Annotated in this window: 21 protein-coding genes; 18 read left to right on the top strand and 3 right to left on the bottom strand. The window is 73.5% G+C overall.

The window, feature by feature from the left end; translation table 11 throughout:
* The first annotated feature begins 75 nt into the window (after window positions 1-75).
* From IFY26_RS06290 to IFY26_RS06280, 3 genes are read left to right on the top strand one after another with little or no spacing between them, the layout of a single operon-like run.
* Window positions 76-810 (top strand): DUF5134 domain-containing protein, encoded by a 735-nt coding sequence (locus IFY26_RS06290; RefSeq protein ID WP_232548145.1) that lies wholly within the window; start codon window positions 76-78, stop codon window positions 808-810.
* Window positions 811-859: 49 nt separating this feature from the next.
* A complete protein-coding gene (locus IFY26_RS06285; RefSeq protein ID WP_232548144.1) occupies window positions 860-1561 on the top strand; it encodes a YggS family pyridoxal phosphate-dependent enzyme in 702 nt (233 codons plus the stop codon).
* Window positions 1558-1938: an ankyrin repeat domain-containing protein gene (locus IFY26_RS06280; RefSeq protein WP_232548143.1), complete on the top strand. Its 381-nt coding sequence runs from the start codon at window positions 1558-1560 to the stop codon at window positions 1936-1938. The genes IFY26_RS06285 and IFY26_RS06280 overlap by 4 nt, the downstream gene beginning before the upstream one ends.
* A 21-nt stretch (window positions 1939-1959) precedes the next feature.
* On the opposite strand, the gene IFY26_RS06275 is transcribed toward IFY26_RS06280, so the two are convergent.
* The gene (locus IFY26_RS06275) at window positions 1960-3291 is read right to left on the bottom strand and encodes a DUF2254 domain-containing protein (protein ID WP_232548142.1); all 1332 of its coding nucleotides are present in this window, start codon (window positions 3289-3291) and stop codon (window positions 1960-1962) included.
* 102 nt (window positions 3292-3393) lie between these two features.
* On the opposite strand from IFY26_RS06275, the gene IFY26_RS06270 reads away from it, so the two are divergent.
* Genes IFY26_RS06270 through IFY26_RS06260 form a run of 3 tightly spaced genes read left to right on the top strand, consistent with a single transcriptional unit; the run spans window position 3394 to window position 6756 of the window.
* The gene (locus IFY26_RS06270) at window positions 3394-5055 is read left to right on the top strand and encodes a CTP synthase (protein ID WP_232548141.1); all 1662 of its coding nucleotides are present in this window, start codon (window positions 3394-3396) and stop codon (window positions 5053-5055) included.
* On the top strand, window positions 5055-5759 hold the full coding sequence (locus IFY26_RS06265; RefSeq protein ID WP_232548140.1) for an NUDIX domain-containing protein: 705 nt from the start codon (window positions 5055-5057) through the stop codon (window positions 5757-5759). Before IFY26_RS06270 ends, IFY26_RS06265 begins: the two co-directional genes overlap by 1 nt.
* A gap of 10 nt (window positions 5760-5769) precedes the next feature.
* A complete protein-coding gene (locus IFY26_RS06260) occupies window positions 5770-6756 on the top strand; it encodes a site-specific tyrosine recombinase XerD (protein WP_416046557.1) in 987 nt (328 codons plus the stop codon).
* Between the two features lie 4 nt (window positions 6757-6760).
* Here IFY26_RS06260 and IFY26_RS06255 read toward each other — a convergent pair whose 3' ends face one another.
* Window positions 6761-7264 (bottom strand): MarR family winged helix-turn-helix transcriptional regulator, encoded by a 504-nt coding sequence (locus IFY26_RS06255; RefSeq protein WP_232548139.1) that lies wholly within the window; start codon window positions 7262-7264, stop codon window positions 6761-6763.
* Window positions 7265-7438: 174 nt separating this feature from the next.
* On the opposite strand from IFY26_RS06255, the gene IFY26_RS06250 reads away from it, so the two are divergent.
* From IFY26_RS06250 to IFY26_RS06215, 8 genes are read left to right on the top strand one after another with little or no spacing between them, the layout of a single operon-like run.
* On the top strand, window positions 7439-8329 hold the full coding sequence (locus IFY26_RS06250; protein ID WP_332836154.1) for a ParA family protein: 891 nt from the start codon (window positions 7439-7441) through the stop codon (window positions 8327-8329).
* Window positions 8314-8631: a hypothetical protein gene (locus IFY26_RS06245; RefSeq protein ID WP_232548138.1), complete on the top strand. Its 318-nt coding sequence runs from the start codon at window positions 8314-8316 to the stop codon at window positions 8629-8631. The genes IFY26_RS06250 and IFY26_RS06245 overlap by 16 nt, the downstream gene beginning before the upstream one ends.
* Window positions 8628-9482, top strand: coding sequence for a segregation and condensation protein A (locus tag IFY26_RS06240; protein WP_232548137.1), 855 nt, complete (start codon window positions 8628-8630; stop codon window positions 9480-9482). Before IFY26_RS06245 ends, IFY26_RS06240 begins: the two co-directional genes overlap by 4 nt.
* Window positions 9482-10282 (top strand): SMC-Scp complex subunit ScpB, encoded by an 801-nt coding sequence (gene scpB / locus IFY26_RS06235; RefSeq protein ID WP_332836153.1) that lies wholly within the window; start codon window positions 9482-9484, stop codon window positions 10280-10282. Before IFY26_RS06240 ends, scpB begins: the two co-directional genes overlap by 1 nt.
* Window positions 10282-11028: a pseudouridine synthase gene (locus tag IFY26_RS06230; protein WP_232548136.1), complete on the top strand. Its 747-nt coding sequence runs from the start codon at window positions 10282-10284 to the stop codon at window positions 11026-11028. The genes scpB and IFY26_RS06230 overlap by 1 nt, the downstream gene beginning before the upstream one ends.
* A gap of 7 nt (window positions 11029-11035) precedes the next feature.
* Window positions 11036-12451 (top strand): proteasome accessory factor PafA2 family protein, encoded by a 1416-nt coding sequence (locus IFY26_RS06225; RefSeq protein WP_232548135.1) that lies wholly within the window; start codon window positions 11036-11038, stop codon window positions 12449-12451.
* Between the two features lie 60 nt (window positions 12452-12511).
* Window positions 12512-13540 (top strand): FKBP-type peptidyl-prolyl cis-trans isomerase, encoded by a 1029-nt coding sequence (locus IFY26_RS06220; protein ID WP_232548134.1) that lies wholly within the window; start codon window positions 12512-12514, stop codon window positions 13538-13540.
* Window positions 13541-13549: 9 nt separating this feature from the next.
* The gene (locus IFY26_RS06215) at window positions 13550-14941 is read left to right on the top strand and encodes a cryptochrome/photolyase family protein (RefSeq protein ID WP_232548133.1); all 1392 of its coding nucleotides are present in this window, start codon (window positions 13550-13552) and stop codon (window positions 14939-14941) included.
* A 306-nt stretch (window positions 14942-15247) separates the two neighbouring features.
* Here the strand turns inward: IFY26_RS06215 and gluQRS are convergent, their stop codons facing one another.
* A complete protein-coding gene (gene gluQRS, locus IFY26_RS06210; protein WP_232548132.1) occupies window positions 15248-16135 on the bottom strand; it encodes a tRNA glutamyl-Q(34) synthetase GluQRS in 888 nt (295 codons plus the stop codon).
* A gap of 224 nt (window positions 16136-16359) precedes the next feature.
* On the opposite strand from gluQRS, the gene IFY26_RS06205 reads away from it, so the two are divergent.
* From IFY26_RS06205 to IFY26_RS06190, 4 genes are all read left to right on the top strand, one after another.
* Entirely contained in the window at window positions 16360-17295 is a 936-nt protein-coding gene (locus IFY26_RS06205; protein WP_232548131.1) for a helix-turn-helix transcriptional regulator, read from the top strand.
* Complete coding sequence (locus IFY26_RS06200; protein ID WP_232548130.1) at window positions 17286-18233, top strand: helix-turn-helix transcriptional regulator; 948 nt, start codon at window positions 17286-17288, stop codon at window positions 18231-18233. Before IFY26_RS06205 ends, IFY26_RS06200 begins: the two co-directional genes overlap by 10 nt.
* 63 nt (window positions 18234-18296) lie before the next feature.
* Window positions 18297-18452: a hypothetical protein gene (locus tag IFY26_RS06195; protein WP_232548129.1), complete on the top strand. Its 156-nt coding sequence runs from the start codon at window positions 18297-18299 to the stop codon at window positions 18450-18452.
* A gap of 33 nt (window positions 18453-18485) precedes the next feature.
* Entirely contained in the window at window positions 18486-18773 is a 288-nt protein-coding gene (locus tag IFY26_RS06190) for a twin-arginine translocase TatA/TatE family subunit (RefSeq protein ID WP_232548128.1), read from the top strand.
* Window positions 18774-18804 lie beyond the last annotated feature (31 nt).

The raw sequence follows: 18804 nt of genomic DNA, 5'->3' as shown, positions 1-18804 counted from the left end.
TGTCCGAGGACACACCCGGCGACCCGATGAGGGAACCCCTCGTTCCCTTCGTCGTCGTCCCGGGAGGATCCGCCCATGTTCCACGTTGCCGACACGCCCGTCATGGTGGTCGGGCTGCTGGTGCTGTTCACCTTCTGCGCGGTGTGGGAGGTGGTCGCCCTCGCCCGGAGCCGGACCGCGACCCAGCGGGTGTCTTCCGGACTGCACCTGGTGATGGCCCTCGTCATGGCGGGTATGGTGCTCCCGCTGACCTGGGCGCCGTTGCGCGATGTCGTGGGCTTCCCGGTGCTGATCGGCTTCTTCGCCCTGGGGGTCGCCTGGTTCGTCGCCCTCGCGCTGCGCGGAGCCGATCACCGCTGGCACTTCGCCGGACACGCCGTGATGTTCGCCGCCATGGCGTGGCACCTCGCAGGCATGGCGGTCATGCGGCAGGCGATGCAGGGCGGCAGCGCGCCCGGCCACGGCCACGCCGCCCACACCGGCCACGCCGGCGGCGCGATGGCATCGCAGCCCCTCGGGGTGGTCGCCTGGGTGGGGGTGCCGTTCATGGCGTACCTCGCCGTCGGAGCCCTCGTGGCCCTGGTGCGTGCCCTGGCCCCCGTGCGGCGGGCACCCCACTCCGCAGCCGTGGCCGACGAACCGGGCGTGGGCGCGCTCGTCCCCGTCGGTTGCACCGCGCCCCACCGTGCCGGCGGGCTCACGCAGCGGATGTCGGAACTGGCCGCCGCCGCGATGCTGGGGGGCATGTTCTGGATGAGCGTGGGGCTGCTGGCCCCCGTGGCGCCGTGGCTGGGTGTGCTCAGCTTCTGACGCGCAGCGTGGGGCGTCCGACCCGCCCGGTGTGTGGTGGGATGGGGCCGTGAGCATCTCCGCCAACATCGCCGCCGCCCGGAGCCGCATCGCCGCCGCCTGTGCCCAGGCCGGACGCGACCCGGGTGAGGTGGAACTCCTCGCGGTGAGCAAGACCCACCCGGCGGCCGCGATCCGGGAGGCACGGGCGGCCGGGTGCTGCCGCTTCGGCGAGTCCCGCCCCCAGGAACTGCGCGACAAGGCGGTTGAGCTGGCCGGTGCGGACGTGGATTGGGTCGCCATCGGCCACCTGCAGACCAACAAGGCCAAGCTGGTCGCCGAGCGTGCCCAGGAGTTCCAGGCGCTGGATTCGTTGGCCCTCGCCGAGGCCCTCGACCGGCGGTTGCAGACCCTCGGGCGGCGCCTGGCCGTGCTCGTCCAGGTCAACAGCTCCGGGGAGGCGGCCAAGGGCGGCTTCGCGCCCGACGCGGTGGCGGACGCCGTCGCCCAACTCGCCCACTGCGACGCGCTGGACGTCCGCGGCCTGATGACGCTGGCGGTCCACAGCGACGACGAGGCCGCCGTCCGGGCGTGCTTCGCGACGATGACCGACCTGCAGGCCCGGCTGCGCGACGCCCACGGCGGCGGCTTCGACACGCTGAGCATGGGGATGTCCGGCGACTTCGAGCTGGCCATCGCGTGCGGCTCGACCTGCGTCCGGCTCGGCACGTTGCTGTTCGGCGCCCGCCCTCCCGCGCCGGTGGGGCCATGACCGAGATTCCCGACGGCTCCGACCCGGCCGCGCTGGCCCACTGGCTGTTCGACCTGGCCCGCGCCGGTGACGCCGCCCGCCTGGCCGCCTACGTCGACGCCGGCGCGCCGGTCGACCTCACCGACGCCGACGGCAACACGCTGCTGATGCTCGCGGCCTACCACGGGCAGGCCGCCACGGTGGCTGCCCTGGTGGAGCGCGGTGCGGACGTCGACGCCCTCAACGGACGCGGTCAGTCCCCGCTGGCCGGCGCCGTGTTCAAGGGGGAGGACGCCGTCATCGACGTGCTGCGGGCAGCTGGCGCGAGCCCGGATGCGGGGACGCCGACCGCCCGGGCCACCGCCGCAATGTTCGGCCGGCCCGACCTGTTCGTCTGACCGGCACGGCGCCCACCAGCGTCACTGCGGCGAGTCGACGCCCCGCTGGGCCTCGACCTTGGCCGTCAGGTCGTCCTTGAGCTCGGCGATGGTGGAGCGGTACCGGGGGAGCGCGACGGCGGCGAGGTCGTTGAGCACCAGCCGGAGCTTGCGGGGCACCTGCAGCCCGCCCGCACCGTAGTGGATGAGCTCCTCCAAGGACAGGCGGAGCAGTAGGTCGCCCGTCGGCGGGTGCACCACGAGGCGGACGACCCCCTCCTCGGCGATGTAGGGGCTCGGGGGGTTTCGCTGGACGATCTCGCGCAGCAGGTGGTGCAGCTCGTCGATGACCTGGGTGGCGGTCGTGGGGTCGTTCACGCCGGGTGAGAGCGCCCGCTCCCCGATGTCGACGAGCTGGCGGAACCCGAACGACAGGTCCTGGCGCATGGACCGTTCCGTGGCGAGCCGGACCTCGGAGTTGACCCGCTTGCTCAGCTCGGCCTGCTTCTTCTCCCGGTCCTCCCGCGTCTCGTCGTCCGCGAGCTCGTCGTCGGCGTCCCACAGGGTGGCCAGCGGGTGTCCGTGGGTGGTGAAGTCACCGAGTTGGGGGTGCAGCACCAGGACGCCGCCGGCATCGGTGGCGATCGACACCAGGCCCGGGAAGTCGATCTCGTCGACGTGCCCGTGACGGTCGCCGACCTCGATGTCGATGCGCGTCATGCCGGCCGTCGGCGACCAGCTGGGCCCGGCGTCCACGCTGCCGCCGGTCTCGGCGCCGGGATACACCCGGTCAACCAGGTCCATCGTGGCGTCGCCGATCCGGGAGATCACCTTGCTGACCTGGATCGTGCTCGTGATGTGCCGGATGAACGCCAGGAAGCAGACGAGGCAGGCGAGCACGAGCAGGAAGCCGAAGCTCACGGCGACGCGGGGCACGAACGCCTCGTCCCCGCGTCCGTCGTCACCCATCACCGACCGCAGCACCGTGAGCGCGTAGAGGAAGGTCGCGATGAAGAACCCGAACGTGACCTGCACGACGCGGCTGTCGAGAAAGGTGCCGAGCACCCGCGGGGTGAACTGGCTGCTGGCCAGTTGCAGCACCACCATGGTGATCGAGAACACCAGGCCGGTCACCGAGATCATGGCGCTCGCGATCGTCGTCAGCATGCCGCGGGCGGCCTCGTCGTCACCCGGGAACATGAAGAAGGCGAATTGGCGCAGCTGGTTCTCCGCGTTCGGCAGGACGACCCCCACCACCACGGCGGCCACGCTGAACGCCGCCGGCACGGCCCAGAACGGCCGCCACAGCCGCTGCCAGGCATTCCACTGCTTCACCTGGGGCGCGTTGCCGCGCGCGCGGCTGGAGTCGGGCATGGCGGGCATCCTGCCAGAGAACCCCTTGCCAGCCACGTCGCAACGCGCCACATGGTCAGCCACGGTGCGCCGCACGGGCCGCGCACGCTAGGGTGGAAGCCCGTGGGGCAGACATCACCGACCAAGCACATTTTCGTCACCGGGGGCGTCGCGTCCTCGCTCGGGAAAGGCCTCACGGCCTCGTCCCTGGGCTCATTGCTCGTCGCGCGCGGCATGCGCGTGACCATGCAGAAGCTGGATCCGTACCTCAACGTCGATCCGGGCACGATGAACCCGTTCCAGCACGGCGAGGTCTTCGTCACCGAGGACGGCGCGGAGACCGATCTCGACATCGGGCACTACGAGCGGTTCCTCGACACCGACCTGAACGGTGAGGCGAACGTCACCACCGGCAAGGTCTACTCCACGGTCATCGCGAAGGAGCGCCGTGGTGATTTCCTCGGCGACACCGTCCAGGTGATCCCGCACATCACCAACCAGATCCGCGACGACATGCTCGGCATGGCCCGGCGCGACACCGACGTCGTGATCCACGAGATCGGCGGCACCGTGGGCGACATCGAGTCGCTGCCGTTCCTGGAGGCGGCTCGGCAGGTGCGCCGCGAGGTGGGCCGCGAGAACGTCTTCTTCCTCCACGTGTCCCTGGTGCCCTACATCGGGCCGTCCGGCGAGCTGAAGACCAAGCCCACCCAGCACTCGGTCGCGGCGCTGCGCCAGGTCGGCATCACCCCCGACGCCGTCGTCTGCCGTTCCAACCGGGAGATCCCGGCCAGCATCAAGCGCAAGATCGCCCTCATGTGCGACGTGGACGAGGAGGCGGTCATCTCCTGCCCGGACGCCCCGAGCATCTACGACATCCCGCGCGTGCTGTTCAACGAGGGGCTGGACGCCTACGTCGTGCGCCGGCTGGGCGTGAGCTTCCGCGACGTGGACTGGAAGCGCTGGAACGACCTGCTCGAGCGCGTCCACCACCCGCGCGACGAGGTCACCATCGCCCTGGTCGGCAAGTACATCGACCTCCCCGACGCCTACCTCAGCGTGTCGGAGGCCGTGCGGGCCGGTGCGTTCGCGAACTGGGCGAAGGCGCACATCCGCTGGGTGGCGTCGGACTCGTGCGCCACCCCGGAGGGCGCGGCCGAGCAGTTGCACGACGTGGACGGCATCGTGGTGCCGGGCGGCTTCGGCATCCGCGGCGTCGAGGGCAAGCTCGGCGCGCTGACGTATGCCCGGGAGAACCAGATCCCGACCCTCGGGCTGTGCCTGGGCTTGCAGTGCATGGTGATGGAGGCGGCGCGCACGTTGGGCGGGCTGGCGGACGCCGCGTCCACCGAATTCGACCCGGCCACCGAGCACCCCGTGATCTCGACGATGGCCGAGCAGCACGCGTTCGTGGAGGGCGCGGGCGACCTCGGCGGCACGATGCGGCTGGGCGCCTACCCGGCCACCCTGGTGAAGGGATCGCTGGTGGCCGACACCTATGGCACCACCGACGTGTCGGAGCGCCACCGCCACCGCTACGAGGTCAACAACGACTACCGCGAGCAGCTCGCCGAGACGGGCCTGCGCGTCAGCGGCACCTCGCCGGACGGCACGCTCGTCGAGTTCGTCGAGTTCGACCGCACCCGGCACCCGTTCTACGTCGGCACCCAGGCCCACCCCGAGCTGAAGTCGCGGCCCACCAAGGCCCACCCGCTGTTCGCCGGCCTCCTGAAGGCGGCGGTGGACCGGATGCGCAGCCAGCGGCTGTTCACCGAGGAGAGCTGATGAACACCCCCCGGGTCCTGCCGCGCGACGCGGTCCGCGACGAGCCGCTGGACTGGCCGGTCGTGGGCCACGAGCTCCTGGGCGGCGGCCTGGTCAGCGACTTCGTCCGCGACACGGTGGAGACCCCGGCCGGGTCGACCATGCGGCGCGACTACTTGCTCCACCCGGGTGCGGTCGGCATCATCGCCCTGGACGCCGACGAGCGTGTGGTCGTCGTCCGCCAGTACCGCCAGCCCGTCGGCTTCCGCCTGGTGGAGCCACCGGCGGGGCTGCTGGACGCCGACGACGCGAGCTGGGTGGGGGCCGCGCAGCGCGAGCTGGCCGAGGAGGTCGAGCTGGCCGCCGCGGACTGGCGCGTGCTGGTCGACCAGTTCAACTCGCCGGGGTGCTGCCAGGAGTCCCTGCGCATCTACCTGGCCCGTGACCTCACCCCGGTGCAGCGGCCCGACGGTTTCACGGTGGAGGACGAGGAGGCCGACATGGACGTGTGCCTCGTCGCGCTGGACGACCTCGTCGACGCCGTGCTCGCCGGAGCCGTCCAGAACCCGACGCTGGTCGCCGGCGTCCTGGCCACCCACGTGGCCCTGCGGAGCGGGCGCCTGGACGCGCTGCGCCCGGCCGACGCGCCCTGGCCCGCGCGCGACGTCAAGGCGTCCCGCGACGCCCAGATCCGTGCCCACGGCGGGCAGACCCGACCGCGTTGAGGCGGTGACGGTGGCGGGGGCGGGAGCTGGGCCGGCCGGGCAGCGCCGGGGCGGCCTCGCGCGGGCCGTCGCCGCCTACCTCGACCACCTGACAGCCGAGGTGGGGGCGTCCGAGCACACCGTGGCCGGTTACCGGCGGGATCTGGCCCGGTACGCCGAGCACCTGGCCGCGCTGGGGGTCACCGAGCCCGCGCAGGTCACCCCCGAGCACGTCAGCGCGTTCGCCGCGGCCCTCAGCGCGGGCAGCCCGGCCACCGGGGAGGGGCCCGGCAGGCGTCCGCTGGCCGCCTCGAGCGTGGCCCGGGCGCTGGCGGCGGTCCGCTCGTTCCACGCGTTCTGCGCCCGCGACGGGGAGACGCCCGACAACGTGGCCGCCCGCGTGGCGCCGCCCCGGCAGGGCCAGCGCCTGCCGAAGGCGCTGCCGCTGGACGCCGTGGAGGCGCTCCTGGCGGCCCCCGACCGCACCACGCCCATCGGCCTGCGGGACGCCGCCCTGCTCGAGCTGCTGTACGGCACCGGCGCCCGCGTGTCGGAGGTGGTGGGGCTGGACGTCGACGACGTCACCGCCCAGCTCGACGACCCCGATCTCGGGCTGCGGCTGTTCGGCAAGGGACGCAAGGAGCGGGTGGTGCCCCTCGGCACGTATGCCCGCACGGCGGTCGGCGACTGGCTCGTGCGCGGGCGGCCGGGGCTCATCGCGAAGGCGACACGGCCCGGCCCGGCGCTGCTGCTGAACACGCGGGGGGACAGGTTGAGCCGGCAGTCGGCGTTCGCGGTGCTGCGCACCCATGCGGAGCGGGCCCGGCTCGGCGTCGAGATCAGCCCGCACACGCTGCGCCACTCGTTCGCCACCCACCTGCTCGACGGGGGGGCCGACGTCCGCGTGGTGCAGGAACTGTTGGGGCACGCCTCGGTGACCACCACGCAGATCTACACGTTGGTGACCGCCGAACACCTCCGCGAGGTGTTCGCCGCGGCCCATCCGCGGGCTCGCTGAGGGCTCAGTCGTCACGCCCGCGCGAGCCCGGTGCGGGGCGTGCGGTGGTGACGCCCTCGGGGTCGATGCGGTCGAGGATGGTCTCGCAGATGTCGTCGAGTTGGGCGAGCTGCGCGGGGCTCAGCACGTCGAGGAACGCCGCGCGGACCTGCCGGACGTGGCCGGGGGCGGCCGACTCCAGCAGGGCCAGCCCGGCGTCGGTGAGGTGGGCGTACGTCACGCGGGCGTCCCGGGTGCTGGCCTGGCGCTCCACCAGCCCGCGCTCGGAGAGGCGGGTGAGCAGGTGGGACATGCGCGTGAGCTTGGACGTGGTCCGCTGCGCGAGCGAGGAGATCTGCAGCGTGCGGTCCTCGGTCTCCGACAGCATGGCGAGCACCTGGTACTCCATGAACGAGATCCCGGACTCCCGCCGCAGGGGTGCGTCGATCACGCTGGGGAACAGCTCCACGAGCGCGCGGAACTTCAGCCAGGTGTCGATCTCGTCGTCGGAGAGCCAGGGCACGGTCATGTGTCCAACGGTACCAGATGGTTGATGCCTCAACTAATCCTGCGGGAGGGGCTCACGCGTGGTGACGACCACCGGCGCGGCACGGCACCCTGCGCCGCCGCGCCCCCGCCCGGCGTGCGGTGCACGACCCGGCGCGCCTAGGGTAGGGGTGTCCCAGCACCCGGAAGGACTGTCGTGAGCGAGAACCCCGCCCTGTTCGAGGCCGAGGCCGAGCCCGTCGAGGAGCTCGGCCCCACCGGCCGGCCGTGGCCCGACCTTCCCGAGCCGCGCGGCCCGAAGGAGGGCCCGCGCCGGGCGGTCGTCATCGCCATGACCAACCAGAAGGGCGGCGTCGGCAAGACGACCACCACGATCAACCTGGGTGCGGCCCTCGTCGAGACCGGGCGCCGCGTCCTCATCGTCGACTTCGACCCGCAGGGGTCGGCGTCCGTGGGGTTGGGCGTCAACCCGCACACGCTGGACGCCTCGATCTACAATCTGCTGCTCGGCCGCGACCTGAACCCGGCCGATGTGGTCATCGACTCCGGCGTCGAGGGGCTCGACCTGCTGCCCGCGAACATCGACCTGTCGGCCGCCGAGGTGCAGCTCGTCTCCGAGGTGGCGCGCGAGCAGACGCTGCGCCGCGTCCTGAAGCCGCTGCGCAGCGCGTACGACGTCATCCTGATCGACTGCGCGCCCTCGCTGGGGCTGCTCACCGTGAACGCGCTCACGGCATCCGACCAGGTGGTCATCCCGCTCGAGTGCGAATTCTTCGCCCTGCGCGGCGTGGCGCTGCTCACCGACACCATCGCGAAGGTGACCGACCGGCTGAACCCCGACCTGGAGATCCTCGGCATCGTGGGCACGATGTACGACGGCCGCACCCTGCACAGTCGCGAGGTGCTCGAGCGGGTCGTCGAGGCGTTCGGCGACACGGTGTTCCACACCGTGATCAAGCGCACGGTGAAGTTCCCCGAGACCACCGTGGCGGGGGAGCCGATCACCAGCTACGCGCCCAGCTCACCCGGCGCGGACGCCTACCGCATGCTCGCCCGGGAGGTGCTCGCCCGATGCCCCGACGCGTAGGCCTACCGGGGGCGTCCGAGCTGTTCCGCCCGACCGACACCGAGGGCGTGGCCCGCGAGGCGGACGCCGCGCGCGCCCCGGTGAGCCACTCCGGCCGGGTGCGCCACGACGAGAAGATCACCGTGTACGTCAGCTCCGAGGAGCTGCTCGCCCTGGAGCACCTGCGCCTGGAGCTGCGCGCCGAGCACGGCATCGCCGTCGACCGCGGCCGCATCGTGCGCGCGGCGATCGCGTCCGCGCTCGCCGACGTCTCCCGGCGCGGTGCCGGGGCCGACGTCGTCGAGCGGCTGCTCGAGCCGTGACGGGCGACCCCGGCGTGGCCGCCCCGGCCGCGCCCGGTGCGGCGGCACCGTTCACGGTGCGGCTCAGCAACTTCAGCGGCCCGTTCGACCTGCTGTTGCAGCTGATCAGCCGGCACAAGCTCGACATCACCGAGGTGGCGCTCAGCACGGTGACCGACGAGTTCATCGCCCACATCAGGGCGATGGGCCCGGACTGGGATCTCGACCAGACCAGCTCCTTCATCGTGGTCGCCGCGACGCTGCTGGACCTCAAGGCAGCCCGCCTGCTGCCGCGCGGCGAGGTGGAGGACCCGGAGGACCTGGCGCTGCTCGAGGCCCGCGACCTGCTGTTCGCCCGGCTGCTGCAGTACCGCGCGTTCAAAGAGCTGGCCGCGATCATCGCCGGCCGCCTGGACGACCAGGGGCGCCGCCATGCCCGCCCCGGCGGGCTGGAGGAGCAGTTCGCCCGGCTGCTGCCGGAGGTCGAGATCACCGCGGACGGGGACCAGCTCGCCTGGCTCGCCGCCCGCGCCCTCACCCCGTCGGGGGAGCCGGCGATCTCGCTGGCGCACCTGCACGCCCCGGCGGTGAGCGTGCGCGAGCAGGCGGAGGTGATCGTCGGGCGGCTGCGCGGGGCGGGGACGCTGACCTTTCGCGCCCTGGTGCAGGACGCCGACGACCGCCTCGTCGTGGTCGCCCGCTTCCTGGCGCTGCTCGAGCTGGCGCGCGAGCAGGCGGTGGCCTTCGAGCAGCTCACCCCGTTGGGCGAGCTCACCATCCGCTGGACGGGGGCGTCGCTGCGCGAGCTGGCCATCTCGGCGGAATTCGACGAACAGGATGCCGAGCCCGCGGCGTCCGGGCAGGAGGAGTGATGAGCGCACCCGAGGACGCCCCCGCGGCCGACGTAAGCGATGACGACCTGGACACGATCACCGGCCCGCTGGAGGCGCTGTTGTTGATGGCGACCGAGCCGATGGGCACCGGCGAGCTGGCGCAGGCGATCGACGTGCCTCGGCCGGTGGTGTGGGCGGCCCTGGAGCGGTTGCAGCGCTTCTACGACGAGACGGGCCGTGGCTTCGAGCTGCGCGAGGTGGGTGCCGGGTGGCGCTACTACACGCGGGCCGAGCACCACGAGCTGATCGCCGCGTGGGTGCTGGAGGGGCAGCACGCCCGGCTCTCGCAGGCGGCGCTGGAGACCCTGGCCGTGGTGGCGTACCTGCAGCCGATCTCGCGCTCCCGGGTGTCGGGCATCCGGGGCGTCAACGTGGACGGCGTCATGCGCACGCTGGTCACCCGCGAGCTGATCGAGGAGGCCGGCCCCAGCGAGGAGACAGGGGCCATGCTGTTCCGCACCACCAACCTGTTCCTGGAACGGCTGGGTTACACCTCGGTGGACGACCTCCCGCCGCTGGCGCCCCACCTGCCGGAGGCGTCCGCACTGGAGGCCGAGCTGGCGGGGCTGGCCGAGCAGGTGGCGCCCGAGGCGTCCGGAGGGGAGGATGGAGCCATGAGCGAGCAGGCGAGTGAGAACGCGGAGATCCCGACGGCCGGTCAGGCGCGTGATTGGGCCGACGCCCAGGCGGCCGAGCACGACCGGGCCGATGAGGCGGGCCAGCGCGCGGACGACGTGCCGGAGGATGAGGTGCTCGACCGCCTGAGCGACCCGCGGTGATGGCGGACCCGAACGACGAGGGCATCCGGATCCAGAAGGTGCTGGCGCGGGCCGGCATCGCGTCGCGGCGCACCGCCGAGATCATGGTGGACGAGGGCCGGATCGAGGTCAACGGTGAGATCGTGACCGCGCAGGGCCGGCGCGTCGACCCCGAGCGCGACGTCATCCGGGTGGACGGCGCGCGCATCCCGCCGCCGCGCCGCCACACCTACCTGGTGTTCCACAAGCCGCGCGGCGTGGTGTGCACCATGGACGACCCGCAGGGCCGACCCACGATCACCGACCATCTGGACGCGGCGCAGCGGGCCGACCGGTTGTTCCACGTCGGGCGGCTCGACACCGACACCGAGGGCATGCTGTTGCTCACCAACGACGGCGACTTCGCCCAGCGGATGATGCACCCCAGCTACGAGCTCACCAAGACGTACGTGGCCGAGGTGGACGGCGAGGTGTCCGACGCGGTCGTCGCCCGCCTGCGCAAGGGCGTCCGGCTGGAGGACGGCTGGGTCAACCCGGACGCGGTCCGCCTCGACTCCCAGACATCCGACCGCAGCATGCTGACGGTCGTGCTGCACGAGGGGCGCAACCGGATCGTCCGGCGGCTGCTGGCCGCGGTGGGTTACCCGGTGCGGCGGCTCTCGCGGACGCAGATCGGCCCGGTGCGCATGGGGCAGCTGCGCAGTGGCGAGCTGCGCGAACTCACCCGCGACGAGCTCGGCGCGCTGCTGGACGCCGTGCAACTCTGAGCCCGGCATGGGCGCCCAGGGACGGCCAGGCCGGGTGCACGGCATCGAGACCGAGTACGGCCTCACCGCGGCGCACGCGGGCCGGCGGGTGACCTCGGACGAGGCGGCCGAGCGGCTGTTCGCGCCGCTGGCGCGCAGCCGGGCGAGCACCAACGTCTTCCTCGGCAACGGGGGACGGCTGTATCTCGACGTGGGCGGCCACCCGGAGTACGCGACGCCGGAGTGCCGGGACGCGCGGTCGCTGGTGGTGGCGCAGCGGGCCGGCGACGCGGTGCTGGAGCGGCTGGCCGCACAGGCCTCAGCGGAGGCTGCGGCGGCGGGGGAGCCGGTAACGTTCCGGCTGTTCCGCAACAACGTCGACAGCTTCGGCAACACCTGGGGCCTCCACAGCAACCACCTCGTCTCCCGGGACGCCGATCCGGCGGCGCTGAGTGCCTGGCTGGTGCCCTTCCTGGTGAGCCGGATGGTGGTCAGCGGGGCGGGGCGGTGGCGGCGGGGCCGGTTCACGCTCTCCCAGCGCGGGGACGTGCTCGGCGACGTGGTGTCGAACCAGACGACGCGGGCGCGTCCGCTCATCAACACCCGCGACGAACCGCACGCCGATCCGGCCCGGCACCGGCGGCTGCACCTGCTGGCCGGTGACACGCTCACCCTGGAGGAGCCGGCGTGGCTGGCGGCCGTGTGCACGGAACTGGTGCTCCGGGTGGCGGAGTCGGGCGTCGCGCCGCCGCGGGGGCCCGCCGAGCCGCTGGCTGCGCTGCGGGCGTGGAACACCGATCCGGACGCCGGCGTCCGGGCCTCGGGCTCGGGTGCGGTGAGCGCCCCGACCGTGCAGCGTGCGTGCTGGGAGGCGGCCGAGGCGCAGGTGGACGACGACGAGACCCGGGCCGGGCACGCCGCGTGGGGGCGAGTGTTGGACGCGGTGGCCGCCGGCCGGCCCAGCGGCGCGGAGTGGGACACCAAACGCCGGCTGCTCACCGCGTGGGCGGCGGCGCGCGGGGCGTCCGCCGACGACCCGCGCCTCGACGCGCTCGACCTGCGCTGGCACGAGCTGGGCCGCGACGCCGAGGGCCGGCCGCGCGGGCTGGCGCGGCTGGCCGAGGCACGGGGTCAGGTGCCACGGTTGACCACGGACGCCGAGGTCGAGGCCGCGGTGCGCACGGCCCCCTCGCCCACGCGGGCCCGCGTCCGCGGGGCGTTGGTGGACGCGGCCCGCGCCGCGGGGCGGGACGTGACCGTCGACTGGGCGCGGTTCGCGGTGCACGACCTGGCGGGTGGGGCGGACGCCGCGCGTGCGGACGACGTCGCCCTGGCCCTCGACGACCCGTTCGCCGACAGCGACCCCCGCGCCGACGCGCTGGCCGCGCGGATGGCGTCCGCGCCCCGGGTGGGCCGCCTCGGCGGCTTCGTACCGCCCGCGTGACGCGCCGCCACGCGCGGCACGCGCGCAGGGGCGCGGCCGGGCACTGGGTAGCATGACGGGGTGCCTAGCTCTCCCCGCCGCCTGCGCGCGGCCGCCGCTGTGGTGGCCGCCGGGCTCGCCCTGACGCTGTCCGCCTGCTCGCCCGACGCGGCGTCGACCCCGGACGCGACCGCCAGCGCCGAGCCGACCGAGACCGCCAGCGCGGAGCCCACCCCGACCGAGACCCCCACGCCGACCCCCGTGCCGGTGTCGGATTCCATCGACGGCATCAGCGTCACCGGTGAGTTCGGGGCCGTGCCCGTGCTGGGGTTCGTGCCGCCGTTCGCGATCGACCAGACGCGCAGCCGCGTCGTCATTCCCGGCTCGGACGCGGCGGCCACGGTCGGCACCGACGCCATCATCGAGGTGCAGTACGAGGCCTACAACGCGCGCACGGGGGACAAGTTCGACAGCTCCTATGACCGCGGCGCGCCGTCGGTCATGAGTCTCTCCCAGCTCGTGCCGGGCTTCGTCGAGGGCATGACCGGCAAGAAGGTGGGGGATCGCGTCCTCATCGTGATGCCGGGTTCGGAGGGTTACGACGCCAGCGGGGGCAACGCCCAGGCCGGCATCGAGATCGGCGACTCGCTCATCTTCGTCGTGGACCTGCTGGCCGTGTCGGTGGAGACCCCCACCGGCGAGACACTCACCCCGGCCCTGCCGGTCGAACTCGGCACCGACGAGGCGGGGCTGCCCACCGTGGCCATCCCCGCCGGTGCGGCCCAGCCCACGGAGCGGATCGTCGAGCCGGTGATCCGGGGCACGCAGCGCGGGCTGGAGGCGTCCGACCTGATCCTGGTGCACTACCGCGCCTACAGCTGGCGCACCGGCGCGCTGCTGGAGGACAAGTTCGCCGAGCCGGATTCGGGTCAGCTCTCCCAGACGATCCCCGATTGGAGTGAGGGCCTGGTCGGGCAGCCGATCGGCTCGCGCGTCGTGCTCATCGCGCCCGACCCGTACCCGGCCGGCAATGCCGCCCCCGCGATCGAGGCGGGCGACTCGGTGGTCTACGTCATCGACATCCTGTTCGCGTCCTCGGCCGTCGGCTGAGCCCGGCCCATGGGTGAGCCGCTGACCCTGGTGTGGTTCCGCGACGACCTGCGCGTCGCCGACCATCCGGCGCTGAGCGCGGCGTGCGCCGAGGGGCCCGTCATCGGCCTGTGGGTGCGCGAGGAACGCGATGCCGACGGGGCCGGCCCGCGTCCGCTGGGCGGGGCGAGCCGCTGGTGGGCGCACCGGAGCCTGGAGGTGTTGGCCGGGGAACTGGAGGCGCTCGGCATTCCGCTGCTGTTCGCCGCCGGACGGGCGGGCGAGGTGGTGCCGCAGGTGGCGCGCGATCTGGGCGCCACGGCGGTGCGGTGGACGCGACGGTACGCGCCGGCCTCCGTCGCGTTGGACGCCTCGTTGAAGGAGAGCCTGCGCGGGGCGGGGCTGGCGGTGCACAGCCACCCGGGGTTCCTGCTCGTGGAGCCGGCCGACATCGCTCCGGCCGGGCGCAGCCACTACCAGGTGTTCACGCCGTTCCAGCGGGCCGCCGGTGAGATCCCGGTTGGGACGCCCCTGCCGCCGCCCCCGGCCCCGCCGCCCGCCCCGGCGGTGTCGTCGGCGGCCACCTGTGGGCTGGACGAACTGGGGTTGTTGGACGGCACCGACGCCGCGCTGTCGGCGGCGACGCCGCAGTGGTGGGCGGACACGGTGGCGCGGCACTGGGAGCCCGGTTGCGTGGCGGCGGAGGCCGCGCTGGCGGAGGTCCCCGAGCGCATCGTGGGGTACCGGACGGGCCGCGACCGCCCCGATCGCGAGTCGACCTCGCGCCTCTCACCGCGCCTGCGGTTCGGTGAGGTCTCGCCGCGGCAGGCGCTGGCCGCGGCCGAGGCGTCCGAGGTGCCGGACGTCGACCGCTCCGCCTGGGTGCGGCAGCTGTACTGGCGGGAGTTCTGCTGGCACCTGACCCACCACGTGCCGCGCCTGGACACCGAGCCGCTGCGCGCACAGTTCGCCGACTTCCCGTGGGCGCCGGACGAGGAGTCGGCCCGAGCATGGCAGCGGGGGCGCACGGGGATCCCGCTGGTGGACGCGGGCATGCGCCAGCTCTGGGAGTCGGGCTGGGTGCACAACCGGGTGCGCATGGTGGTGGCGTCGTTCCTCTCCAAGAACCTGCTGCAGCCCTGGCAGTCGGGGGAGCAGTGGTTCTGGGACACCCTGGTCGACGCCGACGAGGCCAACAACCCGGTGTCGTGGCAGTGGGTGGCCGGTAGCGGCGCCGACGCCGCACCGTACTTCCGGGTGTTCAACCCCGAGACGCAGCGGCAGAAGTTCGACCCCGACGACGGCTACGTCCGCCGGTGGGTGCCGGAGTTCGGCACCCCGGAGTACCCGGATCCGATCGTCGACCTCGCCGAGTCCCGCCGGGCCGCCCTGGACGCCTACGCCGTCGTGAAGGCCCGCTGATCCTGCCGCTGGCGGCGCCGCCGCCCTGCCGCTGGCGCCGCCACCCTGCCCTTGACGCTGCCACCCTGCCCTTGACGCTGCCACCCTGTCCTTGGCGCCGCCGCCCTGTCCTTGACGCTGCCACCCTGTCCTTGGCGCTGCCACCCTGTCCTTGGCGCTGCCACCCTGTCCTTGGCGCCGCCGCCCTGCCCGACCTGCACCGCCCTGCTGTTGCAACGCTGGGGTGGTGGGCTTCGGGCAGGGAGGCGCTCGCAGCGGCAGGGCGGTGACGTCAACGGCAGGGGGGGCGGCCTGCTGGACGGGGCCTCAGCCGCGCCAGGTCCAGGAGCCGTGATCGACCGTGTCCGGGTCGAACCGGTCGAGCAGGTCGCGGGCGCTGACCCTCTCCGCCGCGTCGCACAACCCCAGCGAGGCGCCCAGCAGGGCCAGGACGGCGCCGGCGTCCCACCCGGCGGCGGCCAGGTCGGCCAAGGTGACCGCGCCGTCGCGCTTGGCCAGCCGTTGGCCCTCGGCGTTCACCACCAGACCCACGTGCGCGTAGGTGGGCTCCACCCCGCCCAGCGCCCGGGCCAGCCAGGCCTGGCGGGGCGAGCTGGAGAGCAGGTCATCCCCGCGGACCACCTGGGTCACCCCCTGGGCGAGGTCGTCCACCACCACCGCGAGGTTGTAGGCCCAGGCCCCGTCGTTGCGACGGATCACCACGTCGTCCACGACCCCGGTCACCACGCCGGCCCAGCGGTCGTGCACGGTCACTGCGCGGTGATCGCTCGCCACCCGCAGCGCCGGCGGTCGCTCCGCGCGCCGGCGGGCCCGCTCGGCCTCACTCAGCTCGCGACACGTGCCGGGGTAGGGGCGGTACCCGTCGTCGTGGGGCGCGGACGCCGCCTCGGCGATTTCGCGCCGCGTGCAGTAGCACTCGTAGGTGGGCAGCGACGCGGCGGCCTCGGCGTACAGCGCGACGCGCTCGGACTGCCACACGACCGCCCCGTCGTGGTCCAGCCCGAGCGCGGCCAGGTCGGCGAGCTGGCGGGCGGCGACCTCGGGGGCTGCGGCGACGCGGGTGGCGTCCAGATCTTCGATGCGCACCAGATGGTCGACCCCGGCGTGCCGCGCCATCAACCACGCGAGCAGCGCGGTGCGCAGGTTGCCGAGGTGGAGATCGGAGGTGGGGCTGGGAGCGAAGCGGCCGGTCACGGTCTCCACTCAAGCACGTCCGGCCGAACGCGACGAACGCGGTGCCTCGCGACGGCGCAGCAAAGCCGGCGCGACGAAAACGTGACACTCGATCGACGTCAATCGCCCGCGGCACGCTCAGCGGACCACCGACCTTCCGATCGAGTGCGGCCTTTTCGTCGCAGAAGGCGCACCACCGGCGGGCCGGACGGGTGCGCGGCACCACCCCCGGTAGCCTCGGGGGCGTGTCAGCGCGCAAGTCGGAGCGGATCCTGAATCTCACGATCTGTCTGCTCATGGCGCGCCGGTTCGTGGAGCGCGAGCAGATCCGCACCCTGGTCGAGGGGTACCAGGGGCTGAGCCAGGCCACGTTTGAGCGCACCTTCGAGCGCGACAAGGACGAACTGCGCGCCCTCGGCGTCCCCGTGGAGACCGGCAGCAACAACCCGCTCTTCCCCGACGAGGTGGGTTACCGCATCCGCCGGCGCGACTTCGAGCTGCCTCCCCTGGAATTCGACGCCGGCGAGCTGGCGGCCCTGGGCGTGGCCTCCGGGGTGTGGGATTCGGCCCGCTTGGCCGAGCGCGCCACGCAGGCGGTCGCCAAGCTCCGCGCCTCGGGGCTCGACCCGGACGCCAGCCGCGTGGCCGCCTTCGCACCCAGCGTCGCCGCGCACGAACCCGGCTTCGAGGTGCTCTGGCAGGCCACGCTGGAACAGCGTCCGGTCGCCTTCCGCTACCGCAGCCGGCCCCGGGTGGTCGAGCCCTGGCGGCTCACCTCCCGCACCGGGGCCTGGTATCTCATCGGCCTCGACCGCACCCGGGGCGAGGGGCGTTCGTTCAAACTCTCCCGCCTGGAGAGCGAGGCCCGGTTCGCCGGCGACCCCGGCACCATCGCCCTGCCCGATCCCGACGTGGTGGCCGCCCACCTGGCCTCCCTGGAGGCCCGCCGCGACGCCCCCGCGCTGGTGGCCGTCCGGGAGGGCGCGGCCGGCGACCTGATCCGGTTCGCCGAGCCCGCGGACGCCCGCGTGCCCGAGGGCTACCGCGCGTGGCGCGTCGAGCTGGGTCGCGACGCCGCCGGTGACCTCGCCTGGTACGGCGCCGACGTCCTGCCCCTGGATCCGCCCGAGCTGGTGGCCGCCGTCCGGGCCCACCTCGAGGCGGTGGCCGCATGGGCATGACGAGCGCGGCCCAGGTCACCCGCCTGCTGGCGCTGGTGCCGTACCTGCAGGCGCACCCGGACGCCGACCTCGCCGCCACGGCCGCCACGTTCGGCGTCTCGACGCGCCAGCTCGTCGCGGACCTGAACGTGCTCTGGTTCTGCGGGCTGCCCGGCGGCCTGCCCGGGGATCTCATCGAGGTCGACATGGACGCCCTCGACGCCGGACGCATCCGGCTCTCCAACGCCGAGTTCCTCGCCCGCCCGCTGCGCTTCACGATGGAGGAGGCCACCAGCCTCGCCGTGGCCCTGCGTGCCCTGGAGGAGATGGCGGACGCCGAGCTGGCCGGTTCGGTTCGCAGCGCCCGCGCCAAGCTGGAGAGCCTGTTCGGGGGTGCCGAGCGGATCGACGTGAGCGTGTCGGCAGGGGAGGAGAACGTCCGCGGCCGGCTCGCCGAGGCCATTGAGGCCGGGGTGGCGGTCGAGCTGATGTACCACGGCGCCTCGCGTGGATCGGTCACCCAGCCGGTGGTCGATCCCGTCCAGCTCGCCACCCGGGACGGCTACGGCTACCTCGTCGCCTGGGCCCCCGAGCGGGACGGCTGGCGCACCTACCGGCTCGACCGCATCGGCGGCGTCCGGGTGACCGACCAGCCGGTGGGTGAGCACGGCGAGGCCCCGGCGCTGGCGTCCGGCTGGCTTGACGAGCGGCCGGACGCCGCGCGCGTCACCCTCGACCTGACGGCCGCGGGCCGCTGGATCGTGGAGTATCACCCGACGGTGTCGGTGGAGCGGCTGCCGGGTCAGGTGTGGCGGGTGGAGCTGCTGGTCGCCGATCCGGCGTGGCTGCGTCGGCTGCTGCTGCGGCTCGGCCCGGCCGTCGTGCGGGTGGATCCGCCCGAGGCGGCGACATCGGCGGTGGACGCCGCCCGCGAAGCCCTCGCGCTGTTGCGCGCGTGACCCCTGACCCTGACGGGTCGCGCGTTCATCTGCCGTTCGTGGCCGTGCAGTAGGGTTCGGCGCATGGTCTGGGTGGGGGTGGTGGTGGGCGCTGCCGTGGGCAAACTCGTCACCGAGCTCGGGACGCGGGGTGACCGGGCGGCAGCGCTGTTCCAGATCGTGGAGAGCGTCGGCGCGGCACCGACTCCGCACCGCAGCGTGCAGCGGTGCTCCGCCTAGACTGGTCCGAGACTTCCAGGGAAGGGAATCGTCATGCCGATCAACATGCAGGGCTGGGAATGGGTCATCCTCATCGTGCTCGCGCTCCTCATCTTCGGCGGCAGCCGTCTTGCGGGCGCTGGCAAGAACGCCGGACGCGCTCTGCGTGAGTTCAAGGACGAGACGCGCCAGATCAAGGCCGACGAGGAGCGCGCCCGCGCCGAGTCGGAGGTGCGTGGCACCCCCAGCACCGGTGCCACCGCCGTGGAGGCCGAGACCACCGAGGTGTACGAGGCCGAGGTCGTCGATCCGCAGGCCGAGCGTCGTCCGGATCAGATCTGACGCCGTCGTGGCCCGTCTGAACCTCTCCTGG

The organism is Propioniciclava soli (assembly GCF_014858005.1).
In the GTDB taxonomy this organism is placed as follows: domain Bacteria; phylum Actinomycetota; class Actinomycetes; order Propionibacteriales; family Propionibacteriaceae; genus Propioniciclava; species Propioniciclava soli.
Note: the sequence above shows the minus strand (reverse complement) of the source record. Positions and strands in the feature narration are given on the sequence as shown.